Source organism: Brucella sp. MAB-22, assembly GCF_025908475.1.
GTDB lineage: Bacteria > Pseudomonadota > Alphaproteobacteria > Rhizobiales > Rhizobiaceae > Brucella > Brucella anthropi.
On sequence record NZ_CP109781.1, the window covers coordinates 565,488 to 589,182 of the forward strand.

The window sequence follows — 23,695 nt, forward strand, 5'->3', positions numbered from 1 at the left end:
CATTTCAATTTTTATGCGAACAGAAGCGTCCGCTAATTCAACCGGCGGCTTTCAACTGGATCAGCCGAATAATCGTGCCCCCGTAGTTGCGCTCTTCCAACACGACGAATCGCTCATCAAGCTCGAGCGCCGCCTCAGCATCTTCTTCAAGCACCAAAAGTGCGTCAGGATTAAGCCAACCACCTTGAAGTGCAGACAAAAATGCCTTTTCCCCCATATGCCGCCCATAAGGCGGATCGGCAAAAACCAGGTCGAACGGCTCCATCGTACCGACGATACCCAACTGACAGGCGTCGCGCCGCAAAATCTTGGTGTGCCCCTGCAGACTGAAAGCCTCGATATTCTGACGCAACAATCCCCGCCCCTCCGCAGATTCTTCCACGAAGGTCGCGTAGCGCGCACCGCGCGATAGGGCCTCAAGACCAAGCGCGCCTGTCCCTGCAAATAGGTCGAGGACGCGTGCGCCCTCTACCTTGTTGGGGAAATTATGCGCGAGGATGTTGAACAGGCTCTCGCGTGTGCGATCGGTGGTGGGACGAATGGCGTTGGTCGAAGGTGTTACGAGCGCACGCCCGCGGAACCTACCGCCGACGATCCGCACCACCGCCTCCAGTTCTGCCACCGCCTGACTTGCCGCCACCCGGCTTTCCACCTGGTTTACCACCCGGCTTGTTTCCCGGTCCACGACGCGGTCCATCCTTCGGACCATCATCAAAACGACGAGATTTATTACCCGGTCCGCTGCTGCGCGGGCCTGAGCGCGTATCGCGATCGGATGCACCAAAACGACCTTCACCACGCGGTCCGCCCGGCTTTCCCGTCTTGCGGCCCTCGAAGCTACCCTTACCGTGCTCTACAGTCCGGCCTTCCGCGTCGCGCAATTCTGCACGCTCGCGTTTGCCGGGACGACGCTCCTTGCGTCCATCCTCACGCTGCTCACGGCGCTCTGGACGTCCCTCTTCCGAACGGCTTCCATCCGGACGCGGACGCTGTGGACGAGCGTCCTTATCAAAGCGGCCTTCCGGTCGCTTGTTATAGCGGCGTTCACCACCTTCGTCGCGTCCCGGCTCCTCATCACCAGCCCGACGCGGACGCATCTGCAGATCGCCACTGAATTTCGCTGAACGATGCGGAACTTGACGTTCGACACGGGCGGGCTTGGCAGCCGCATTTTCGCCCTTGGGACGCGCACCTGGAGCCATCCAGACATTGGCGTTTCCGCGACGACGCGGTTCAACCTTTTCAGCTCCCTTGTCGTCGCGACCGCGACGACGCTGAGGACTGCTGGAAATCCATTCACGTTCGCGCGGGCCACGCCGGCGTTCGCCTTCCTCGCCCTCATCTTCCACGTCGCGACGAGTCCGTCCCTGAACAGCGGCATTGGAAAACTCGTTCAGAACAGGCGCATCGAAATCCGCGCCTGAATCCTCAATCAACTTGTCACCAAGCTGATCTCGCAGGATACGTCCCTTGATTTCGCGGACTGCACCTTCTTCAAGATCGCCGAGCTGGAAAGGACCGAATGAAACGCGGATAAGACGTCCAACAGTCAGACCAAGAGCGCCCAGAATATTCTTTACTTCACGGTTCTTGCCTTCGCGCAATCCGATAGAGATCCAAACATTGGCACCCTGCTCACGCTCAAGCGTTGCTTCAATACTGCCGTAGAAGACGCCATCGACGGCAATGCCGTTCTTCAGCTCATCAAGCTGCACCTGTGTGACCTTGCCGTGGGCGCGAACGCGATAGCGGCGCAGCCAGCCGGTGGAAGGCAGCTCCAGAACGCGTGAAAGCCCACCATCATTGGTGAGCAGCAACAGACCTTCGGTATTGATGTCGAGACGACCAACTGAAAGTACGCGTGGCATCTCGGCAGGCAGTGCCTCGAAAACCGTTGGGCGACCTTCAGGATCGCGATTGGTCGTCACAAGACCCGCAGGCTTGTGATAAAGCCAGAGACGGGTACGCTCGGTCTGCTTCAATGGTTTGCCGTCGACCGTAATAATATCCGTGCGCTTGACATTGACCGCAGGGCTCTCAAGCACCTTGCCATTCACGGCAATACGGCCAGCAGCGATCATCGTTTCCGCTTCACGGCGTGAAGCTATGCCTGCGCGTGCCAGACGCTTGGCAATACGTTCGCCCGTGTCCTCTTGCGCCTCGGCGTCGCGCGGTGCGAATTTACGTGGCTTGTCACGTCCGCCGTCATCGCGGCGCGGACGAGTGTCACGATTTGGCCGACCGGGACGATCAGAGCGCCCTCCACGGCCATGCGGACGCTTGCCATCGTTGTTGTCATCATCTTTAGTCATCTGGTATTGGCCTTTCAGCAACGCTGCCGTGTCACCTTACACCTTTAACGACAGGCAAGGGACAGCCGGAAACAGGAACGCTGTATAAATCCGTTCGCAAATCGGTTTCGATTTCGGGAATTATGCAGTAACAAATCGCTTCATGGCTTGCGAGCGAAATTTCCGAAAGAATGCACGAAATGGAACAGCCATGAATAAGAGTGCCAAAGTCCCGGACCCAAAGATGGCTACCCCGATGGAGATAGCACTTGCAGAAGCGCGCGCTGCAGGTTCACGTGGAGAGGTTCCCATTGGCGCAGTCATTGTACATCAGGGCACGATCATTGCACGAGCAGGCAATCGTACACGTGAGTTCAATGACGTAACAGCCCATGCCGAAGTGCTTGCAATTCGTGAGGCTGGAAAAGCCCTACAATCCGAACGTCTGGTCGACTGCGATCTTTATGTGACGCTGGAACCATGCGCGATGTGCGCAACCGCCATTTCTTTCGCCCGTATACGTCGTCTCTATTACGGCGCCTCCGACCCGAAAGGTGGCGGTGTGGAACATGGGCCACGGTTTTATACGCAGCCCACCTGCCACCATGTGCCGGAGATTTATGCGGGTTTTTCCGAGGGAAATTCACAGAAAATCCTGCGGGATTTCTTCCGCGACAAGCGCTAGCTTCTGCTCAGAGCCTTGTGTCCAGCCATGTAGCGCAGCGTATTATCTCGCAGCATGAAATGATGAATAAGAGCCATCAGAACGTGTCCCGCAATTATCACAAGCAGGCCCCAACCCAGCAAACCATGCAATGCGCTGCCCGGAGCGGTCAGCGCGGCATTTTTCACATCGGTCTGCTCGAAAATCCGGATGCCAAGAAATGAGAAGCCTCGCCCGCCGCCATATGTGCGCAGCAGAGCCAATGCAGGCACTGCGAACATCAGGCCATAGATAACGAGATGCCCGAGTTTAGCCAGTTTGCCGACATGGCCTGACTTATGCGGACGACGACCTGAGTTCAACAATCCCCAGACCCCGCGTAATAGTACAAGCACCAGAAGCGCGAAACCAAGCTGGTAATGAGCCGACCAGAAGATATTGTAGATCGTCGTATCTTTAGCCACGACGCGTAGAATTGCTGACGCAAACTGCCAAAGAAACAGGAGAGCCATCAGCCAATGAAGAGATCGACTGATTAGACCATATCCCGACGGCGTATCCCAGATAGTGTTCGTATCGTTCATCAAATCATACCTTACTTCCCAAGTTGGCATGATACGATCTGCATGAAAGAAATCTTTGATTGAAATCAAATATACGTCAGAACTGCCAACATTAAAAATATTTAATAATCTTTCCTGCGAGAAAACAGATTAAACATTCACTAAAACTACTGAAATAATAAGCCGCAGTAAATTCTATTTACTGCGGCTTATTATCAAGAAAATAAATTCAGCAAACGATTAGTTCCAAGGCAGATAGTCGCGCCAGCCCTTGGATTTGCCGGATGCCTTCTTGCGCTCACGTTCCTTTTGCGCCTCGTCCGTACCCAATTCGCCTACAGCTGCAGTAGACGCAGGCTCACGATAAGTAAGCGGCGGTTCGCTCAAATAACGGCGTGTCGTCGAGGAACCCTGAACCTGCTGCTGGCGTGCAGCCTTGTAGGCCGCAACCTTTGCCGGGTCGAATGTCGGCGTACGGGACTCATAATCTTCGCGGCGGCTGTTACCACGCGGCAATGCTGCCTGAATGTTGGACGCTACCGGACCATCCTGAACGACCGGCGACACGAAATTCGGATCATCGCGGTTTGCCGTGATCTCGTCACGCAAACGCTTGCGACGCTGTTCCGGCGATTCTGGCCAATTCGGATCGTTGGCGCTAACAACGCTTTGTTGCGGAGCGGGCAACTGACCTTTATCCCCCGGAGCCGGACGAACCAGGTCGGGGCGAGGCTTGTAGTCAATCCGTTCTTTCTTGTTCTTACCCTGTCCGAAGCTCGCCATATTCGACACATCGTCAAAGAGCTGTGCTCCTGCGGTCTTGTCGGTTCCATAGGTTGGCGAAGAAACACAGCCGGATAGCGAAACGCCCGCTATCGCTGTCATAAGCACCAGAACTCGTCCTTCAATCTTCATTAGCGCCACTTCTTTTACGCTTGCCGATTTTATCTTCACCAAAATTTGCTCAAGCAAGCCTTGACTGAAGAAACCGGCAACTCCAAGGCAGATCTTGAAATTATCCGAGGAATGCCTTGTACATGAGTGCAACCCATGCGGCAATCCGATGTTAATCGGTATTTCACCATGTCCGAAGAAAGGATTGCAACCCGTTCCCTTCTGAAGATGCCCCCGGCATATGCAACGCCGAGGGTAAAACTTTCAGAACTCCATCAAGCTTCAAGCTTGCCGAGTGCCTTGAGTTCCCGGAGAGCAGCAGCGTCGCGCGCCGTGACTTCGGGAAACTCGGGATCGGAACCAACATCCGTCGTATAACGCCACGAACGGGCGCACTTTTCACCTTCGGCGCGTACGGGCACAACAGCAACGCCTTTCACATCAGAAAGCGTGAAAGCGTCTTCCGGTACAGCCGCATCGCTCAACGAAATACCGCTGGTGATGCAGATTTCCGCAAAATCAAGACCTTCGAGCGAATCGGTCAAGCTCTTGTCGGAAATGTAGACGAGCGGAGCAGCTTCGAGCGACGATCCAATGCGCTTATCCGCACGCTCCAGTTCCAGAGCGCCAGTAACGACACGACGCACCGCACGAACCTTGCGCCACTTTTCCGCCAGCACATCATCCCGCCATTCGGCAGGTGTCGGCCGGAACTGCTCGGCATGAACCGAAACCGATTGCGGATAGCGGTCGAGCCAAGCTTCTTCCATGGTGAAAGGCAGCATTGGCGCCAGCCAGGTCGTCAAGTGATCAAAGATTTCACGCACAGTCTGCAACGCTGCCTTACGGCGAACGCTCGACGGCGCATCGCAGTAAAGCGCGTCCTTGCGGATATCGAAATAGAAGGCCGAGAGCTCGACATTCATGAAGTCGATAAGCGTGCGAGCGATGCGCTTGAAGTCGAAAGCATCATATCCAGAGCGAACAACTTCATCCAATTCAGTCAACCGGTGCAGCATCAGGCGCTCAAGTTCCGGCAAATTCGCATAGGGAAGATTTTCGCCTTTATCGTGAGCGAGCGTGCCCAGCATCCAGCGGATCGTGTTGCGCAACTTGCGATAAGCGTCGATGTTAGTCTGGATGATGCTCTTGCCGAGGCGCTGATCTTCCCAATAATCGGTCGTCATGACCCAAAGACGCAGGATATCCGCGCCGGATTCCTTGATGACGTCCTGCGGCGTTACCGTATTGCCGAGCGACTTCGACATTTTCTTGCCGTGCTCGTCCATGGTGAAACCGTGGGTCACCACGGCATTGTATGGCGCACGACCGCGGGTGCCGCAGCTTTCCAGAAGCGACGAGTGGAACCAGCCGCGATGCTGGTCCGAACCTTCGAGATAAACGTCAGCCGGCCACTTCATGTCCGGGCGGTCTTCCAGCGTGAAGGTGTGGGTCGAACCGGAATCGAACCATACGTCCAGAATGTCGCGCACCTGCACCCATGGTTCATTGGCACGGCTTCCGAGAAAGCGCTCGCGCGCGCCTTCTGCAAACCATGCATCAGCGCCTTCGGCTTCAAATGCATCGAGAACACGCTTGTTGACCGCATCGTCCTGAAGGATGTTGCCTTCTTCATCCACAAAAACGCAGATCGGCACGCCCCATGCACGCTGACGCGAAAGCACCCAGTCCGGGCGGCCTTCGATCATCGAGCGCAGGCGTGTCTGTCCGGCTGCCGGTACGAAACGCGTGTCGTCGATTGCCTTCAAAGCGCGTGAACGCAAGGTCGTACCGTCACCGAGGTTCTTGTCCATATAGACGAACCACTGCGGCGTATTGCGGAAGATGACCTGCTTCTTGGAACGCCACGAATGCGGATAAGAATGCTTCAGGCGACCACGTGCGAAAAGCTTGTCGCGCGCGATCAACTGATCCATGACAGACTTGTTGGCATCGCCCTTCTTGCCGTTATCGTCCATAACCCGCGCGGGACCACCCTCACGGTCAGGACCGAAGCCCGGCGCATCCTTGGTATAAAAGCCGTCATCACCAACCGGGAACGGGATGCTCGGATCTATACCGCGTGCTTCCAGTTCGCGGGCATTGTTCATCCATGCCTCAAAGTCTTCGCGGCCGTGACTTGGAGCAGTATGCACAAAACCCGTACCTGCATCATCGGTAACATGGTCGCCATCAAGCATTGGCACGATGAATTCATAACCATCGCCAAAGCCCTTCAACGGATGATCGAGAACGATTTTACCCAGTTCATCAGCCGAGATACCACGCAAACGCTTGAATTGAAGCTTCGCCTTGGCAAAGCTTTCTTCGGCGAGCTTGTCGGCGAAGATAAGCTTTTCGCCAGGACGCGGACCGAAATCGTTCTCAGCTTCCGTAACTTCATAAAGCCCGTATTCGATACGCGAAGAATAGGACACGGCACGATTGCCGGGAATGGTCCACGGCGTGGTCGTCCAGATCACAACATCGCTGCCGGAGAGATCATTCTGACCGGCGACCGGGAACTTGACCCAGATCATATCCGACTCGACATCGTGATACTCGACTTCGGCTTCGGCGAGTGCCGTGCGCTCGACGACCGACCACATCACCGGCTTGGAGCCGCGATATAGCTGACCGGAGGCCGCAAACTTGAGAAGTTCGCCAGCGATACGCGATTCAGCATGGAAGTTCATTGTCGTGTAAGGATTTTCAAAGTCGCCAAGAATTGCGAGACGCTTGAACTCTTCCGTCTGAACCTTGATCCAGCTGGAAGCAAATTCACGGCATTCCCTGCGGAATTCATTGATCGGAACTTCGTCCTTGTTCTTGCCTTCGGCGCGATACTTTTCCTCAATCTTCCACTCGATCGGCAGACCGTGACAATCCCAACCCGGAACGTAATTCGAGTTGTATCCGCGCATCTGGAAAGAGCGCGTGATAACGTCCTTGAGAATCTTGTTCAGCGCGTGGCCGATATGGATATTGCCATTGGCATAGGGCGGACCGTCGTGCAGCACATAGAGCGGGCGATCCTTGGCCTGCTCGCGCAGCTTTTTGTAGAGATTCAGTCCCTCCCAGCGCTCGACGAAAAGGGGCTCGCGCTGCGGCAAGCCAGCACGCATCGGAAACTCGGTCTGCGGCAGATAAAGGGTTTTGGAATAATCGATTTTGGTCGTCTCAGTCATGAGGGTATTCGCCTGTGAAGCCCCGGCCGGAGATGGCGGGCAAGTGGATCAAAGAAAACAGGGGGCTGTAGAGCACAGCCGGTCGTTCCCGGACCTCCGCGCCAGATATTGCCTGGCAAAGCAGCCATTCAGGCAAAGCGGGAGGCCGGGCCAATAATTCGTATGGCCGTCATGATAAGCCGAAAATCCGTCATCATGGGCACGCTTTTAGCAATGAGCTTCGCAGGAATAAAGAGGCCAGAGGGGCAAAGACGCAATAAAACTGCATCCCTGCCCCTGAAAGTGTTCACATTGATACCGTTGAGGTCAGTCCAGCGAGAAATCGAAACGGTAAGTCGCAGAAACGCCGACCATGAACTGGTCCGGGGAGCCGCGTTCCTTCACGATGCTTGAATCCTTTGCCGAACCTTGCAGACGACTGTACTCACCAAACAGGCTCGTATCGATCTTGTCGGTTGCCTTCCAGGTAATTGCACCACCAACACCAGCTGACTTGAAGCCACCGCCCGGACTATATTCGGAAAGTCCCGACGCAACCGCTTCCTCGGCATCGACGCCGAAATAGGTTTTGAAGTAATCCTTTGAGGCAAAAGTCGCACGCGGACCACCCGACACACGAACAGTCGGCGTAACATCATAGAATGCATCGGCAGCAATATCGGCCACGACGCCATTGTGCGCACGGATACCGTGACGCACTTCGCCACGCACACGCATCCAGTCGGTGGGGTAGACGTCGACAAAAGCGCCCGCTTCACCGCCAAACTTTGTGTCTTTCAGGCCATGAATGTCGTCATCCCGCTCAAAAAGAAGTTTGCCAGCGAGACCCACACGGAAGCGGTCATTGTCGATCAACGCGAAGGACACATTGTCATTTCGCGATGAGAAGCGCGTCGCCTGCCCTTGTCGGCCAAGCGAGATCAGCGGCTGGGCAGAAAAGCGATATTTGTTCGAGCCTTCGAACTTTGGAGCGACGAGGCCTGCCGCGCCGACCTTGAGATACCAATCGCCGGACCAGAAATGCTTGCGAGCGGGCTGAACGGTTTCCGCCGCATAAATATCGGTTTGCTGTACATCGGCGGAGAAAGCGAGCGAACTACTCGTTAGGAATGCGGCACCTGCAACGAGCGCCAGAGGAACAATACGTGCCACATTAAACTCCAACAAAAAGCGCCCCAACAAGTTTTGAGGCATTTATCACTTTTTGTCGAGAATAAGTAAAATTTGATTTAAATCTTAAGTGGAAAACGAAACCAAGACTTCGCCTCACTCAAAAGAAAGCAAGCGATCCAGTTCTGACAGTGGCTTCGCACTTGCAAGCAGGGCTCGTGCCTCTGCGTCATCACGCTTCATCTGATCGATAAGCGGATCAAGGCCATCAAACTTGATTTCCCCGCGCAGAAAGCCAAAGAAGGATACACAAGCGATCTCACCATAAAGGTCGCCCGAAAAGTCAAAAAGAAATGTTTCAAGAAGGGGCGTACCGTCACTGTCGACGGTTGGCCGACGACCGAAACTTGCAACCCCGTCATAAAGGTCACCGTTCTCGCGCCGGAACCTGACAGCATAGATTCCGTGCTTTAAGCCCGCCTGCGCGTCGATTTGCATGTTCGCGGTCGGAAATCCAAGCGTACGTCCGAGCTTCTTGCCGTGAATAACTTTACCGCAAGCCATATAGCGATAACCAAGAAGTCCCGCTGCTTGAACGACGTCCCCTTCGCAAAGCAGATTTCTTATGCGGGTCGATGAGACGAGGTTATCGCCTTCGTCTGAAAAGGCGTCGACAAGTGTAACCGTGAAACCGGCTTTTTCTCCAGCTTTCTGAAGAAATTCCGGTGTTCCGCGCCGGCCCTTGCCGAAATGAAAATCATAACCGGTGACCACACAGCTTGCGTGCAATCTTTCAACCAGAATGTGTTCAACGAAGTCCTCCGCAGAGCGAGACGAGAACTCACCGGTAAATGGTTGCTCGACGACCGCATCAAAACCCATCAGACGCAGAATCTCAGCCTTCTTTGCTGCTGCGGTCAAACGATCGATCGGCGCATCTGGCTTGAAGAAGCTACGCGGGTGCGGTTCAAAAGTCAGGACTACTGCTGGCAGACCGCTTTTTTCAGCAATCTCCAGCGCGCGCTCCAGCACAGCCTGATGGCCGCGATGGACACCATCGAAATTACCGATTGCCACGACACAATTCTGCAGGCGTTCCGGCAAAGAATCCGTTCCAGAAAGGCGCTGAAAGCTGGATGGGGTCATTGTGATCCGAACTTCGTTGGTCGTAACGAGATTGCTCGCCCTCAAACAAGAGCATTAAGCGCAGCAACCGGACGATTGCCATGCTTCTGGAGAAACGCTTCCATTCGGGCGATGTCAACAGTACCATCGGTCGTATAGTCCGCAGCATGAACTCCGCCGGAGATGTAGAGCACATCCAGTCCGAAATCGGCAGCTCCCTTCACATCGGTCAAGACACCGTCTCCGATACCGAGAATCCGGCTTTTCTCGACTGTCTCACCGCGGATCTCTTCAGCGAAGCTCAGTGCTGCCTCGTAAATCGGGCGATGCGGCTTTCCTGCTATAAGGGTGCGTCCGCCGAGCTGGCCATATTCGCGTGCAAGGGCACCCGCGCACCAGATCAGCCGCGTACCGCGCTCAACCATAATGTCCGGATTGGCACAGATGAACGGAAGATTGCGCGAGCGTAGTCGGACCAGCAATTCCTTATAATCGTCCGGTGTTTCACTTTCATCATCATAAAGTCCGGTACAGACGACCCCCGAAGCTTCGAATTCTTCGACCAATTCAACATCGAGACCGTCATAGATGGTCAACTCGCGCTCACAGCCGATGTGAAACACCTTGCGCGGACCTTCGGCGATCAGATCACGCGTTACATCGCCGGATGTGACCACACGATCATAGGCATCGGCGGGAACGCCAAGACCCAACATCTGCTTTTCGACATCAGGATGAGGCCTTGGAGAATTCGTCACCAGAATGACCGTAACACCCTTGGCGCGCGCGCGCTTTAGCGCCTCGATTGCAGCCGGATACGCGGCTTCACCGTTATGCACCACGCCCCATACATCGCAGAAGAGCACATCGTACTGGTCGGTCAGATCGTCGAGGCGTTCGAGCTGCTTCATGGTTTCCTCTTGATAATCCATCGGTAAGGCGAGAACCGCTATAGGGTGTCTTTAAGACTGCCGAGAAGGCAGCCAGCGCTCCATCTAACGCAGCCAATCACATCTGTCACGGTCTTTGGCCTGGATATCCGACCGGCAAAGCGCGTCCAATTATCCCATAGGTGATTTCACCGATCATTTACCGTGCTTCGTGACTGACTGTTAGAAAGATGCTGGTAGGAGCGGATACAACCTTTCATTTCATGTGTCGCAGACACAACCGTCGGCGGGGGCTACATTGAAAAACTGGATCACTCAAACCAGCAGGCTTGCGCTGCGTAGTTTTCGCCATTTGACTCACCCCATGAGCCTGCGCTTTGCCAAAGACGAGCGCGGTAATTTTGCGATGATAATGGCTTTGGTGCTGGTGCCCCTGTTGCTTGCCGGCATGGTTGCAGTCGACTCCGCCAATCTCATGCGCGTGCGCAACAATGTGCAGGCTTCGCTCGATGCTGCGGCACTTGCTGTGGGTAGGAGATTTTCCACTGGCGAAAGTCAAACTGTCGTGCAGGTCTACGGTGCGCAAGTTTTTACCGCCAACCTTACCGCACTGAGCGCAGATGCGGTCAATTTCGACGTCGCTTTTCCCAAAGATAAAACAACTGATCAACAGATACAGGCGACCGCTGGATTCACTTATAAGTCCCTGTTTGGTGTCATTGCTTCTCGCCTTACAGGAGATGATTGGGATCAAAACCAATATACGCTCAGCTCTTCGGTCAGGCTTAAGAACACGATTGAAGTCGCTCTCGTTCTCGACAATTCCCGCTCCATGGATGAAACCAGAAGCGGGTCGACAAAAAAGCGCATCGACCTTCTGAAAGAAGCCGCCTCACAGCTCGTGGAGACAATGGCCGCGCAATCCACGCTCATAACCCACGTTGAAAACCCTGTGCAATTTTCACTCGTTCCCTTTGCTGGTTCAGTAAATGTCGGCCCGCAATATTTGAACGCAGCCTGGATGGATCCGGAAGGCAGGTCTCCCGTCAATCTCGAAAACTTTACGCTGCCTGTCACCATCGACAGTACACGCAAGATAGAAGAAAAGCCGGTAGGCAGCGGGCGATACTACAAATCCGGAACTGGCTGGGGAGAACGCAATAACAAACCTTATTCGCGTGCAGAACTTTATGCCGACCTTTCCCTGCGATCGAAAGAGACTTGGCTCCCTTGGCAGGGTTGTGTCGAGTCTCGTCCGGGCACCTATGCGCTGGATGTAACGCCTCCTTCTGACAACAACCCAGACACATTATTTGTCCCCATGTTCGGCCCGGCTGAGTACTACAATACCGATAGCAGGGGAAACGTCACTTCCACCGTTTTGAACAGCTGGTGGCAAGACGACACATCCTTGGCTTACTCGCCCCGGCAAAGCGATCTCAAGAAATACTATCTGCGCGATTCCCTCGACAAGATTTACCGAGGTGGCAGATCGAATGATGGTGGCCCCAACTATAGTTGCACATCATCACCTCTCACCCCATTGACGGACGTCACTACCGAACAGGGGATGAAAACAATTCAAACCGCAATCAAGGCGATGGTACCAAGCGGCGGTACGAATGTTCCCGAGGCTATGGCCTGGGGCTGGCGAACGATCGTCCGAGGAGCACCGTTTACAGAAGCCCGGCCTTCGACCGAACGCGGCAATGATAAAGTTGTGATCGTGCTGACCGACGGCGCCAACACCTATTATAAATATGACGGACTGGCTGGCTCGGGTCCCGACAGAGCTGCAAACTTTTCCTACTATTCAGCGCACGGCTACACTGCTCGCATAACCAAACACTACAGCCAGGCCCGTTTATTTCAGGAAAGCGGCGTTTCGGTTTCGCAAAATAACAGTACATATACGAAGGCTATGAATGCGCGTTTTGCAAAGCTCTGCGACAACGCCAAGTCAGCCAATATCATCGTTATGACAGTCGCATTGGATCTCAGCGAGACGAACAGCACCGAGAAAGCACAAATAGATCTGTTGAGATCCTGCTCTTCAAACTCGCGCGTTCGCATGGAGAGCGGCAGACCAGCCAAGCTTTTCTGGAACTCAACCGGCGGTGAACTAAGCGAAACATTCAGGCAGATCGGCGACGAACTCTCCAATTTGCGCATTGTGGATTGATATTGCCAACGACATCACCATATGCCGGATCGGACATAGTCAACCCGTGGCCGTTCCGCGTTAAGGATGGTGCAAATTAACCATCATTCGTCTGTCAAATTTCTCAGGCAATCTTGACAAGATAAGGTCCGGCTTCTATCTCAGAGCCACGTTAGCACTCTCGCATGACGAGTGCTAACAAGCGCGGATCGGCTCGATCCGTTAACAGGGTTCAACGTCTATAACACCAAGGGTTATACCATGGCTGATATCAAGTTCCGCCCGCTTCATGACCGCGTCGTCGTTCGTCGCGTTGAATCGGAAGCCAAGACCGCTGGCGGCATCATCATCCCTGACACCGCCAAGGAAAAGCCACAGGAAGGCGAAATCGTCGCTGTTGGCGCAGGCGCCCGTGACGAAGCTGGCAAGCTGATCGCTCTGGAAGTCAAGGCTGGCGACAAGGTTCTGTTCGGCAAGTGGTCGGGAACCGAAGTCAAGATCGGCGGCGAAGACCTGCTGATCATGAAGGAATCCGACATTTTGGGTATTGTCGGCTAACGCCTCCGGCTCGGTATCGTCGGCTAATATGGCCTACATACGGAGTCGATCATATACCACAAACCAATTCACCATAATCTGACCGGGACAATTCCCAGGAGAGTAAAATGGCTGCAAAAGACGTAAAATTCGGTCGCTCTGCGCGCGAAAAGATGCTGCGCGGCGTCGATATCCTCGCTGACGCTGTAAAGGTAACGCTCGGCCCGAAGGGTCGTAACGTTGTCATCGACAAGTCCTTCGGTGCTCCGCGCATCACCAAGGACGGCGTATCGGTCGCCAAGGAAATCGAACTGGAAGACAAGTTCGAAAACATGGGCGCACAGATGCTGCGCGAAGTGGCTTCGAAGACCAACGACACTGCCGGTGACGGCACGACGACCGCTACCGTTCTCGGTCAGGCAATCGTTCAGGAAGGCGCAAAGGCTGTTGCCGCCGGCATGAACCCGATGGACCTGAAGCGCGGTATCGACCTCGCAGTAACCGAAGTTGTTGCTGAACTTCTCGGCAAGGCCAAGAAGATCAACACGTCGGAAGAAGTTGCTCAGGTTGGCACTATCTCCGCTAACGGTGAAGCCGAAATCGGCAAGATGATCGCTGATGCGATGCAGAAGGTCGGCAATGAAGGCGTGATCACGGTTGAAGAAGCCAAGACCGCTGAAACCGAACTCGAAGTCGTCGAAGGCATGCAGTTCGACCGCGGCTACCTGTCGCCTTACTTCGTCACCAACCCTGAAAAGATGGTTGCTGACCTCGAAGACGCTTACATCCTTCTGCACGAAAAGAAGCTCTCGAACCTCCAGGCTCTTCTGCCGGTTCTGGAAGCTGTCGTTCAGACCTCCAAGCCGCTCGTCATCATCGCTGAAGACGTCGAAGGCGAAGCTCTTGCAACGCTCGTTGTCAACAAGCTGCGCGGCGGCCTGAAGATCGCTGCTGTCAAGGCTCCTGGCTTCGGCGATCGCCGCAAAGCCATGCTCGAAGACATCGCGATCCTCACCGGCGGTCAGGTTATCTCCGAAGACCTCGGCATCAAGCTCGAAACCGTTACGCTCGACATGCTCGGCCGTGCAAAGAAGGTTTCGATCTCGAAAGAAAACACCACGATCGTTGACGGTGCAGGCCAGAAGGCTGAAATCGACGCTCGCGTTAGCCAGATCAAACAGCAGATCGAAGAAACTTCTTCGGACTACGACCGTGAAAAGCTTCAGGAACGTCTTGCCAAGCTTGCTGGTGGCGTTGCCGTGATCCGCGTCGGCGGTGCAACGGAAGTTGAAGTGAAGGAAAAGAAGGACCGTGTTGACGACGCCCTGAACGCAACCCGCGCTGCGGTTGAAGAAGGCATCGTTGCTGGTGGCGGCACCGCCCTCCTCCGCGCTTCGGCCAAGATCTCCGCCAAGGGCATCAACGCCGACCAGGAAGCTGGTATCAACATCGTTCGTCGCGCTCTGCAGGCTCCAGCTCGTCAGATCACGACCAATGCCGGTGAAGAAGCTTCGGTTATCGTTGGCAAGATCCTTGAGAATGCCTCTGAAACCTACGGCTACAACACTGCCAACGGTGAATTCGGCGACCTGATCAAGGCTGGCGTTGTCGATCCGGTTAAGGTTGTCCGTACCGCCCTGCAGAATGCTGCATCGGTTGCCGGCCTCCTGATCACGACGGAAGCCATGATCGCTGAACTGCCGAAGAAGGATGCAGCTCCGGCTGGCATGCCTGGCGGTATGGGCGGCATGGGCGGCATGGACTTCTAAGAAGTCCATAAAGCACGCCCATCAGGAATAAGCTCGCACCGCAAAGCGGTGCGGGTGGCGGCATGGACTTCCAAGAAGTCCATGAAGCTTACTTTGATGAAAATGCGAGAAAGGCGGCCTTGGGCCGCCTTTCTTTTTACGTTGCGTAACCGTTTGTGATTTATGAAAAATTTACTCTGCTCGCGCTTTGCCGCACCGAAGTCGTTATTTTAGAAACTTCTGATTGACTCATAACCACCAATCATGGTCAATCCCGAATGACACAGAGATGGACTTCCTGTTTGCCCCCGCACTTTGGAAGTCCTGTCTCAGGCAACAGGAAAGGCAGGCTTCGGCCTGTCTTTCCACTTGCACTTCCAAAAATTCAGCTTCTATTCTGCGGCGTCAATCTGCGCCTTCCCTGATGTCGAGGCGTCATAACGCGCGCGCGCCATCATTACCTTTGCTTCATTGGCTATCGCCCACTCACCCAATGCGCGCACAGGCCGCAAGAGATCGCTCCCCATTTCAGTCAGTTCATATTCGACCTTGGGCGGAATTGTCGGAAAAATCGTACGCGTGACGAAACCATCTCGCTCCAGATTGCGTAACGTCGTCGTCAGCATTTTCTGAGAAATACCATCTACGCTTCGACGCAATTCGTTGAAACGCATTGGATGATTACCGAGATAGCTCACCACAAGCACCGTCCATTTATCACCCACGCGAGACAGAATATCCGCAACGGTCCTGCATGCACTGGTTTCCTTGAAGTCACCGGGTTTCATAAAAGTGCCTCCTTGTGCGCTAGGTAAGTCACTTATATAGCGTCAGTTTCTAACGGTTACCACTCTAATTAAAGGTGCTATCAATGTCTAAGCTCAAAGTCGCCGTCATCGTCGGCAGTACACGTGAACAGCGTTTTGCTCCAGTCCCTGCTCAGTGGATTGCGAAACTCGTGGCAGAACGCCCGGAACTGGACGTGGAAATTCTCGATGTCGCCGATTATCCGATGGGCTTCTATGGCGACACTTCCACCACGACCGCACAGGCGGAAACTGCTGACAAATGGAAAAACAAGCTGCGCGAGTTCGATGCCTACATCCTGACTGCGGCTGAATACAATCACGCTCCTACTGCTGTTCTAAAAAACGCCATCGACTATGGTGACTGGATTCAGAAGCCAATGGGATTTGTCGGCTATGGTGGCGTCGGTGGTGCTCGCGCTGTCGAACAACTGCGGATGATTGCAGTCGAAATGTCTTCTATGTCAGTCAAGACCGGCGTTCATATACTTTTCCCTGATTATCTCGCCGTCGTCAAAGGCGAGAATAAGCTGGACGACTTCCCTCATCTGGCAGAAGCAGCCAAAAACATGCTGGATCAGTTGGTTTGGTGGGGCAAGGCACTTAAGTCGGCGCGTGCCGTCTGAATAAGACGGCAAGCCGGAACGTTAGAGTTCCGGCTTGCCGCTAGCATTGTATGCCCTATGATTATCCGCAGTCACAATGTAATGGATGATCATATGCGTAAAGAACTTCCTATCGCCACAGCTCCGAAAGACGGCCGTAAGATTACAGTCGTCTGGACCGATGAAGATGAGCAGCGTAATGAGTCAATTGCGCAGTATCGAACGCTAGCCCAATTGCAGGCCGGTGGCGGTCAGTGGGATGAGACAGATACTGGCTGGTGGACATTCACCGATAGCAAAACTCAGCGCAAGATCGAACCGACCGCCTGGATTTCCGAAACGGATAACGGTGACGAAGAGGACGACGCTTGACCGTGGAGGTCCCGGTCAACAAAAATTGACTTTTATAGTCATGTTTTATCAAATGATTGCGTTATAAAAGTTTCACGAAGAAACATTAGCCCGCCAAGCACCTGGCGGTGCTATATTTGCTTTGGAAGGCTCGGTTTCGAGTCCAATTACCCGGAGACCTGAAATGACCGCTACGCGTACCGAAACAGATACGTTCGGACCGATTGATGTTCCTGCAGACCGCTACTGGGGCGCTCAGACGCAACGCTCGTTGCAAAACTTCAAGATCGGCGGGGAGCGCATGCCGCTTTCGTTGGTCCACGCACTGGGTGTCGTCAAGCGCGCGGCAGCAGAAACCAATATTGCGCTTGGCAAACTCGATCCGGTTCTCGGTCAGGTGATCGCGGTTGCAGCCTCCGAAGTGATTGAAGGCAAGCTCGACGATCATTTTCCGCTCGTCGTCTGGCAGACTGGTTCGGGAACGCAATCGAACATGAATGCCAACGAGGTCATTTCAAACCGGGCTATCGAACTTCTCGGTGGTGAAATGGGGTCCAAGAAGCCGGTCCATCCCAATGACCACGTGAATATGAGCCAGTCGTCCAATGATAGCTTCCCAACGGCAATCCATGTTGCCACGGCAGTTGAGGCTGTCGATCGGCTTTATCCGGCGGTTGAACATCTGACCAAGGCGCTCCAGGCCAAGGAAGAGGCCTTCAAGGATATCATCAAGATCGGTCGTACCCATACGCAGGATGCAACGCCGGTTACACTGGGACAGGAATTCTCCGGGTATCGCGCCGCGTTGGAATATGCGCGCCATCGCATCGAGCAATCGCTCGCAGACGTCTTTCTGCTCGCACAAGGCGGGACTGCAGTCGGCACGGGCCTGAACGCGCCAATCGGTTTCGATACGGGCTTTGCTGAAGCCGTGAGCGAAATTACCGGCCTCCCTTTCAAGACGGCGCCCAACAAATTTGAGGCTCTTGCCAGCCACGGTGCTATCCTTAATTTCCATGGCAGCCTGAATGCTTTGGCGGCAGACCTTTTCAAGATCGCGAATGACATTCGTTTCCTCGGTTCGGGTCCGCGTTCCGGGCTTGGTGAACTGTCACTGCCGGAAAACGAACCCGGCTCCTCAATCATGCCGGGCAAGGTCAATCCGACCCAGGCAGAAGCTTTGACTATGGTCACAACACAGGTGTTTGGCAACCAGACCACAATTACGGTCGCCGCAAGCCAGGGTCACTTCGAGCTTAACGTGTTCAAACCGGTAATCGCATATAATGTCCTGCAATCGATCCGCATTCTCAGTGATGCCATGGTGTCGTTTGCCGATCATTGTGTGGAGGGAATCGAACCGAACCTGAACCGTATCAAAGAACTGCTGGACCGCTCGCTGATGCTTGTGACCGCGCTGGCTCCGGCGATCGGTTATGACAATGCAGCCAAGATCGCCAAGACTGCGCACAAGAATGGAACGACCTTACGTGAAGAAGCATTGGCGAGCGGATTGGTGTCGGCAGAAGACTATGAGCGGCTGGTGCGGGCAGAGAGAATGATTGCACCAGAGTGAATTGGTATTCATACTGTAAACAAACTGTCGAGGATTAGACGGCTTTCCTTGACAGTCTGCAGTCGTTAATTGATGCCTCAGTTCAACAGGAGATAGCCCCGCATGTCCTCTATCACTCCACAGTCCAATGGCGCTGTAACGCTCATCGCCCGCATCTTTCTTTCGATCCTCTTCATTCTTGCCGGCTACGGCAAGCTTACCGCCATCTCGGGCACTGCAGGTTACTTCGCTGGTCTCGGCCTTCCGGTTCCAACCGTTACGGCTGTCATTGTCGGTCTGGTGGAATTTGTCGGCGGTCTCGCAATTCTCGTCGGCTTTCAGACCCGCATCGCGGCAGCCATTGTCGGTCTGTTCACCATCGGCGCGACGCTTGTTGCCCATATGGACTTCTCGCAAGGCATGAACGCCATGATGGCGCAGAAAAACCTCGCAATTGCGGGTGGCCTCTTCATCCTCGCCCTGCATGGTGCAGGTTCGCTTTCGATTGACGCCAAGCGCGGCTGATCAGACATCACCAACACAACATAAAGAAACCGCGCTATTCAGATGGCGCGGTTTTTAATTTCCAGCGTCTTGCTGCCAATGGTTAAAAAGGAGGATTCTCCTCGAATTGAGGTAAGTCATCCAAAATGTCATACCATGGAGCTTTCGAGCCGACGAAAATATGAGCAGACGGCTTCAGCTTTGGCTCCTCAGCCAACACGCCATAATTGACGTGAACATACTCGCCCCCGCGAACGATGGAATATAGAAAAGAAGCACAAGAAGCGCATCGCACATCGTGATCGATCTCGTTGCCGACAAGCATGAGCGACGATTTACTATTCGTCTCTTCGAGTGCGTGGGTTTTTATTCCACCGAAAGCCTTGAATGCACTGCCAGTGGCACGACGACATAATGAGCAATGGCAGTTCAGGGCATATTCGAATTCATCCGTCACTGTGAAACGGACTGCTTCGCAGGTACAACGTCCAATCAATTTCCGCACACTATTCATCTGAACTGTTCCGAGTTCCAATTGTGAAATGGCAACTCGCAACATAAAAGACAAACTTGAAGTTATCTACCCGCCCAGTCCTTTACGAATACGGGTCGCTACTTCTGTAACGCGTGCATTCTCGCGAGCCCTGCGCGCTGAAACAAGGCAAGCCTGCGAGCGCAGAATAACGCCGTCTTCCAGAACCTTTAGGCGGTTGGCCCGCAGTGTTGAACCCGTCGATGTAATATCGACGATCATGTCTGCAGAACCTGCAGCCGGAGCGCCTTCAGTAGCCCCCAAGCTTTCAACGATGCGGTAAACCTGAATGCCATGCTTCTGCGAAAAGAATTGCTGTGTCAGTCGCCAGTATTTGGTGGCGATGCGCAGACGGCGACCATGACGCTGGCGGAAATCTGCCGCCACATCGTCCAAGTCAGCCATGCTGGTCACATCACGCCAGACTTCCGGAACTGCCACCACAACGTCAGCATGACCGAACCCCAGTTCCGCTTCGATGGCCACGCGTTCTTCCGAATGCGCCAATGTTTCGCGAACAAGATCTTCGCCTGTAACGCCCAGATCAACACTGCCGTATCCCAGTTCACGGGCGATTTCGGAAGCCGAAAGGAACAGAATGTCGAGATCAGTTTCGCCCTCAACACGAGCCCGGTAATTACGCGAGTCATCCGGCAGGATCACTTTGTAACCTGCCTTGTCTAGCACTGCTAGCGTCTGTTCCTTCAAGCGCCCTTTGGACGGCAATGCCAGAGTCACACTCATTTTTTCTCTCCCGCCAGCATTTGCAGTCGGTCGAGCCAGATGGAAAAGCCGACGCCGGGAATGTTTTCCGAAGCGCCAAGCATGGTCAGAAGCCGGTCATAGCGACCGCCGCCAGCGAGAACGCCTTCCTTTTCAACACCCGGAACCCGGATTTCATAAACGAGACCGGTATAGTAATCGAGCGGACGCCCGAAGGAGGCATCGTAGATAATATCTTTTGTGGCGATGCCCGCATTCGCAATAGCTTCACTGCGCGCCTCAAACTTTTGCAAGACTGCAGCAAGATCAAGGGCGTGTTCCGAAGCAAATGCCCGCAAGGTAACGGCTGCGGAATCAAGCGAGACGCGCGTTTCAAGAAACTGTTTCAGAAGATCAAGCGCGGATGCAGGAAAGCGCGTAGCCGCAAGATCTTCCTTCTCGATCAACCGGCGTGCAATCTCGGCCGGCGAACGTCCTGCACTGGGCGAAATGCCAGCTTCGAGCATTTCCGCTTCCAGCATGCGTGCAAGTCCGGATTCATCACCCTCTGCCACCAGCCCGGCAAGCGTTTCCGGTAACGGATCACGCCGTTGTGCGCCGGTCAGTTCAGCAAGTACCTGTTCCATGGAATTCGCATCGCCGAAAGAGCGCAGAAGCTTCTTACGCCAACCTTGTGGCAGGCCCAGCGCCTTCAGCATACCCGCAAAAACCGACTGGTCCCCCAGAACAATCCCAAGCTCTGCTTCAGGAGCCGCCACACGAACACAGGAAAGCGCATCAGCAATCGAGCGCGCATCCGATGCGGCTTCGTCGGAAGCACCCAAGTCTTCGATACCGGCCTGAAGGAATTCAGCCGCACCGTCACGATGCTGACGGAACACCTCGCCCAGATAGGCATAGCGCTTCGGCGTGGCAGCATTCAGGGCGATGTGGTTGCGGCAGACGGGAATGGTAAATTCCGGCCGCAAGCACAAACTATCGCCGTTCTCGTTCTCAGTGAGAAAAATACGACGGCGTAAATCCTCGCCCGCCATGTCCAGAAATGGATCAGCTGGCTGAATCAGCGGAATTTCGACAAGTTCGGCTTCGCGCGCATCAAGCGTCGCACGAAGAGAATTGAAAACACCAGACGAGCTCGATCCAGCCATGGCTTCCGTCACTTCGACTGTTCTGCGCGATCTCGCGCCTGGCTGACAAGGATTTCACGGACGGCATCGATGAGGCCATTTTCCTTGGCCGTGATCTGAGCCGGGCGGCTTTCGCGCCAGGTTACATTGTCCTCAATCTCCGCAGAAAGGCGCTTGCCTTCGACCAGATCCTTGATCTGCACCTCACCGGCCTCACGCTCCTGCGAGCCCTGAATGATGACGCAAGGCGCTTCACGACGATCAGCATATTTCATCTGCGCCTTCATGCCGGACCCGCCGACATACATTTCAGCGCGAATGCCGGCCTGACGCAGGTCGGAGACCATCTTCTGATAGCGGCCAAGGCTTTCTGTATCTCTGTCCATAACCAGAACCACTACCGGGCCGATAACATCGGAAACATCAAGTTTGCCGAGGTTCTTCAAAGCCGTCATCAAGCGCGAAACACCAATGGAAATGCCCGTCGCCGGTACTGGCTCGCCGCGGAAGCGTGACACGAGACCATCATACCGGCCACCACCGCCCACGGAACCAAACACGACCTTCTGACCGTCTTCATTGGTAACGTCGAATTGCAGTTCCGCTTCGAAAACCGGACCGGTATAATATTCAAGACCACGCACAACGGACGGGTCAATCTTCACACGACCATCGTAGCCAGCCGCCGAGAACAACACCTGCATGTCGGCAAGTTCGGTTACACCTTCTTCACCCTTGGCGTTGCCAGCCACAACTGCACGGAGATTGGCGATCGTTTCGACGCCGGTCGCCCCGCCCGCCGCAGTGAAAGCCAGAACTTTCTCGATTGCATCATCAGTAAGTTCAGCGCCCTTGGTGAAATCGCCGCTTTCATCAAGACGGCCCTTGCCGAGCAGAAGGCGAACGCCTTCAGGTCCAAACTTGTCGAGCTTGTCGATGGCACGCAGTACATTGAGGCGCTTGACAGCATTGCCTTCGCCTTCGAGACCAATAGCATCCAGCACACCGTCAAGAACCTTGCGGTTATTGACGCGGATCGCATAATCGCCACGACTGATGCCTAAGCGCTCCATCGTGTCGGCCATCATCATGCACATTTCGGCATCGGCCGAGACATTCGGCGCACCGACCGTGTCAGCGTCGAACTGCATGAACTGGCGGAAACGACCCGGTCCCGGCTTCTCATTGCGGAATACCCAACCATTGCGATAGCTGCGATACGGTTTTGGCAGTGACTCGTAGTTTTCAGCGACGTAACGTGCCAGCGGCGCAGTCAGATCGTAGCGCAGCGACAGCCATTGTTCATCGTCGTCCTGAAACGAGAACACGCCTTCGTTCGGGCGGTCCTGATCCGGTAGAAACTTGCCGAGCGCATCCGTATATTCCACGAGCGGAGTTTCCACCGGCTCGAAGCCATAAAGGTCGTAAACTTCACGGATTGTCGCCATCATCTTTTCAGCGGCGCGCAAATCATCCGGCACCCGATCGACAAACCCGCGCGGCAACCGCGCCTTCATCTTGTCCGCTTTATCGGCCATTTTTCCTGCCTGATCGCTGATTTATACACACATGCCGATTGGAACCGGCATCAATTCTGTTGCCGGTTTCCTAACCGATCAAGTCCGTTGCGGCAAGTGCAGGAAGCGTGTTCAGCGTGTCGCAATGGCGACGGCTGCACCCGCCATCATGCCAGCACTGGTTCTGTTAGCGATCCGCATCATGCGAGGACTGCGCAGAAACCGTCTTGCCTGCGCGGCAAGCACCACCCACGCCGTATCAACTGCAGCGAGAACAGCAAACATAACCACCAGCAATTCAGCCCAACCAACCAGCGAAACATGGGTGATATCAACCACCGTCGGCAGAATGGCGAGGTAGAACACCATGATCTTCGGATTACCAAGTGTTATCGCCAGCGCGCTAAGGAAGAGCTTCCCAGCCTCACCCTGACGCGGAATGGCATTTTCATCCGCAACTTCATCTACCGGTGCGATCCACATCTTCCACGAAAGATAGATCAGATAGGCTACGCCGACATATTTGAGGATGAGAAACGCAGTGTGAAATGTGTTGGCCAGCGCGGCCAGTCCCCAGACTGCGAGTGAAAGCCAGATAGCATCACCAAGCCACAGACCGAACATGAATGGAAAGACACCCTTGTGGCCGCGGCTGATGACGCGTGCCACCAGCGCACCGACATTCGGCCCCGGCGTACCCGCCGCCACAACCAGAATACCGGCAAATGCCAACAACGACACCAAATCCATGATCGTCTCCCATACTCAAAGATGGATGTTTCTCGCAGAAATGATGCGGCTTAG

22 protein-coding genes are annotated in these 23,695 nt (G+C 54.5%); 8 read left to right on the forward strand and 14 right to left on the reverse strand.

Going from position 1 to position 23,695, the window contains the following annotated elements; genetic code table 11:
* Nucleotides 1-37: 37 nt before the first annotated feature.
* Nucleotides 38-601: a 16S rRNA (guanine(966)-N(2))-methyltransferase RsmD gene (gene rsmD, locus OHI65_RS02600; protein ID WP_125300856.1), complete on the reverse strand. Its 564-nt coding sequence runs from the start codon at nucleotides 599-601 to the stop codon at nucleotides 38-40.
* Nucleotides 582-2,312, reverse strand: coding sequence for a pseudouridine synthase (locus tag OHI65_RS02605; protein ID WP_125300724.1), 1,731 nt, complete (start codon nucleotides 2,310-2,312; stop codon nucleotides 582-584). Before OHI65_RS02605 ends, rsmD begins: the two co-directional genes overlap by 20 nt.
* A gap of 190 nt (nucleotides 2,313-2,502) precedes the next feature.
* Between OHI65_RS02605 and OHI65_RS02610 the strand changes: the two genes are divergently transcribed.
* Nucleotides 2,503-2,976 carry a nucleoside deaminase gene (locus OHI65_RS02610; RefSeq protein ID WP_125300725.1) on the forward strand — a complete coding sequence of 158 codons (474 nt, stop codon included), beginning with the start codon at nucleotides 2,503-2,505 and terminating at the stop codon, nucleotides 2,974-2,976.
* Here OHI65_RS02610 and OHI65_RS02615 read toward each other — a convergent pair.
* The 6 genes from OHI65_RS02615 to OHI65_RS02640 form a co-directional block, all read right to left on the reverse strand.
* Nucleotides 2,973-3,539 carry a cytochrome b gene (locus OHI65_RS02615; protein WP_125300726.1) on the reverse strand — a complete coding sequence of 189 codons (567 nt, stop codon included), beginning with the start codon at nucleotides 3,537-3,539 and terminating at the stop codon, nucleotides 2,973-2,975. The two genes, OHI65_RS02610 and OHI65_RS02615, sit on opposite strands and share 4 nt — an antisense overlap.
* A gap of 219 nt (nucleotides 3,540-3,758) precedes the next feature.
* Nucleotides 3,759-4,433 carry a hypothetical protein gene (locus tag OHI65_RS02620; protein ID WP_011982750.1) on the reverse strand — a complete coding sequence of 225 codons (675 nt, stop codon included), beginning with the start codon at nucleotides 4,431-4,433 and terminating at the stop codon, nucleotides 3,759-3,761.
* A gap of 254 nt (nucleotides 4,434-4,687) precedes the next feature.
* Complete coding sequence (gene ileS, locus OHI65_RS02625; protein WP_264358726.1) at nucleotides 4,688-7,600, reverse strand: isoleucine--tRNA ligase; 2,913 nt, start codon at nucleotides 7,598-7,600, stop codon at nucleotides 4,688-4,690.
* Nucleotides 7,601-7,906: 306 nt separating this feature from the next.
* Entirely contained in the window at nucleotides 7,907-8,794 is an 888-nt protein-coding gene (locus tag OHI65_RS02630) for a MipA/OmpV family protein (protein WP_185757985.1), read from the reverse strand.
* A 72-nt stretch (nucleotides 8,795-8,866) separates the two neighbouring features.
* Nucleotides 8,867-9,856 carry a bifunctional riboflavin kinase/FAD synthetase gene (locus tag OHI65_RS02635; protein ID WP_125300728.1) on the reverse strand — a complete coding sequence of 330 codons (990 nt, stop codon included), beginning with the start codon at nucleotides 9,854-9,856 and terminating at the stop codon, nucleotides 8,867-8,869.
* A 41-nt stretch (nucleotides 9,857-9,897) separates the two neighbouring features.
* Complete coding sequence (locus OHI65_RS02640; protein WP_125300729.1) at nucleotides 9,898-10,746, reverse strand: TIGR01459 family HAD-type hydrolase; 849 nt, start codon at nucleotides 10,744-10,746, stop codon at nucleotides 9,898-9,900.
* Between the two features lie 277 nt (nucleotides 10,747-11,023).
* Here OHI65_RS02640 and OHI65_RS02645 point away from each other — a divergent pair, with 277 nt between their 5' ends.
* From OHI65_RS02645 to groL, 3 genes are all read left to right on the forward strand, one after another.
* Complete coding sequence (locus OHI65_RS02645; RefSeq protein ID WP_235824411.1) at nucleotides 11,024-12,907, forward strand: pilus assembly protein; 1,884 nt, start codon at nucleotides 11,024-11,026, stop codon at nucleotides 12,905-12,907.
* A gap of 240 nt (nucleotides 12,908-13,147) precedes the next feature.
* Nucleotides 13,148-13,444, forward strand: a complete 297-nt coding sequence (groES, locus tag OHI65_RS02650) for a co-chaperone GroES (protein WP_006472506.1) — start codon at nucleotides 13,148-13,150, stop codon at nucleotides 13,442-13,444.
* A gap of 107 nt (nucleotides 13,445-13,551) precedes the next feature.
* Nucleotides 13,552-15,192 (forward strand): chaperonin GroEL, encoded by a 1,641-nt coding sequence (gene groL, locus OHI65_RS02655; protein WP_010660991.1) that lies wholly within the window; start codon nucleotides 13,552-13,554, stop codon nucleotides 15,190-15,192.
* Nucleotides 15,193-15,563: 371 nt separating this feature from the next.
* Here the strand turns inward: groL and OHI65_RS02660 are convergent, their stop codons facing one another.
* Nucleotides 15,564-15,959 (reverse strand): winged helix-turn-helix transcriptional regulator, encoded by a 396-nt coding sequence (locus OHI65_RS02660; protein ID WP_125300730.1) that lies wholly within the window; start codon nucleotides 15,957-15,959, stop codon nucleotides 15,564-15,566.
* An 83-nt stretch (nucleotides 15,960-16,042) separates the two neighbouring features.
* Between OHI65_RS02660 and OHI65_RS02665 the strand changes: the two genes are divergently transcribed.
* The 4 genes from OHI65_RS02665 to OHI65_RS02680 all read left to right on the forward strand — a co-directional run bounded on the left by OHI65_RS02665 (nucleotide 16,043) and on the right by OHI65_RS02680 (nucleotide 19,013).
* A complete protein-coding gene (locus OHI65_RS02665) occupies nucleotides 16,043-16,603 on the forward strand; it encodes an NADPH-dependent FMN reductase (protein ID WP_010660989.1) in 561 nt (186 codons plus the stop codon).
* 93 nt (nucleotides 16,604-16,696) lie between these two features.
* Nucleotides 16,697-16,954, forward strand: a complete 258-nt coding sequence (locus OHI65_RS02670) for a hypothetical protein (protein ID WP_125300731.1) — start codon at nucleotides 16,697-16,699, stop codon at nucleotides 16,952-16,954.
* Nucleotides 16,955-17,117: 163 nt separating this feature from the next.
* Nucleotides 17,118-18,509, forward strand: a complete 1,392-nt coding sequence (fumC, locus tag OHI65_RS02675; RefSeq protein ID WP_125300732.1) for a class II fumarate hydratase — start codon at nucleotides 17,118-17,120, stop codon at nucleotides 18,507-18,509.
* 102 nt (nucleotides 18,510-18,611) lie between these two features.
* Complete coding sequence (locus OHI65_RS02680; RefSeq protein ID WP_010660986.1) at nucleotides 18,612-19,013, forward strand: DoxX family protein; 402 nt, start codon at nucleotides 18,612-18,614, stop codon at nucleotides 19,011-19,013.
* A gap of 82 nt (nucleotides 19,014-19,095) precedes the next feature.
* Here OHI65_RS02680 and OHI65_RS02685 read toward each other — a convergent pair whose 3' ends face one another.
* From OHI65_RS02685 to OHI65_RS02705, 5 genes are all read right to left on the reverse strand, one after another.
* Nucleotides 19,096-19,449, reverse strand: a complete 354-nt coding sequence (locus OHI65_RS02685; RefSeq protein ID WP_231771518.1) for a GFA family protein — start codon at nucleotides 19,447-19,449, stop codon at nucleotides 19,096-19,098.
* A 123-nt stretch (nucleotides 19,450-19,572) separates the two neighbouring features.
* Entirely contained in the window at nucleotides 19,573-20,268 is a 696-nt protein-coding gene (gene hisG / locus OHI65_RS02690) for an ATP phosphoribosyltransferase (protein ID WP_011982740.1), read from the reverse strand.
* Complete coding sequence (locus tag OHI65_RS02695) at nucleotides 20,265-21,395, reverse strand: ATP phosphoribosyltransferase regulatory subunit (RefSeq protein WP_125300733.1); 1,131 nt, start codon at nucleotides 21,393-21,395, stop codon at nucleotides 20,265-20,267. The genes hisG and OHI65_RS02695 overlap by 4 nt, the downstream gene beginning before the upstream one ends.
* A gap of 8 nt (nucleotides 21,396-21,403) precedes the next feature.
* Nucleotides 21,404-22,912, reverse strand: a complete 1,509-nt coding sequence (gene hisS, locus OHI65_RS02700; protein WP_125300734.1) for a histidine--tRNA ligase — start codon at nucleotides 22,910-22,912, stop codon at nucleotides 21,404-21,406.
* A gap of 111 nt (nucleotides 22,913-23,023) precedes the next feature.
* Nucleotides 23,024-23,641: a LysE family translocator gene (locus OHI65_RS02705; RefSeq protein WP_011982737.1), complete on the reverse strand. Its 618-nt coding sequence runs from the start codon at nucleotides 23,639-23,641 to the stop codon at nucleotides 23,024-23,026.
* Nucleotides 23,642-23,695: the final 54 nt, after the last annotated feature.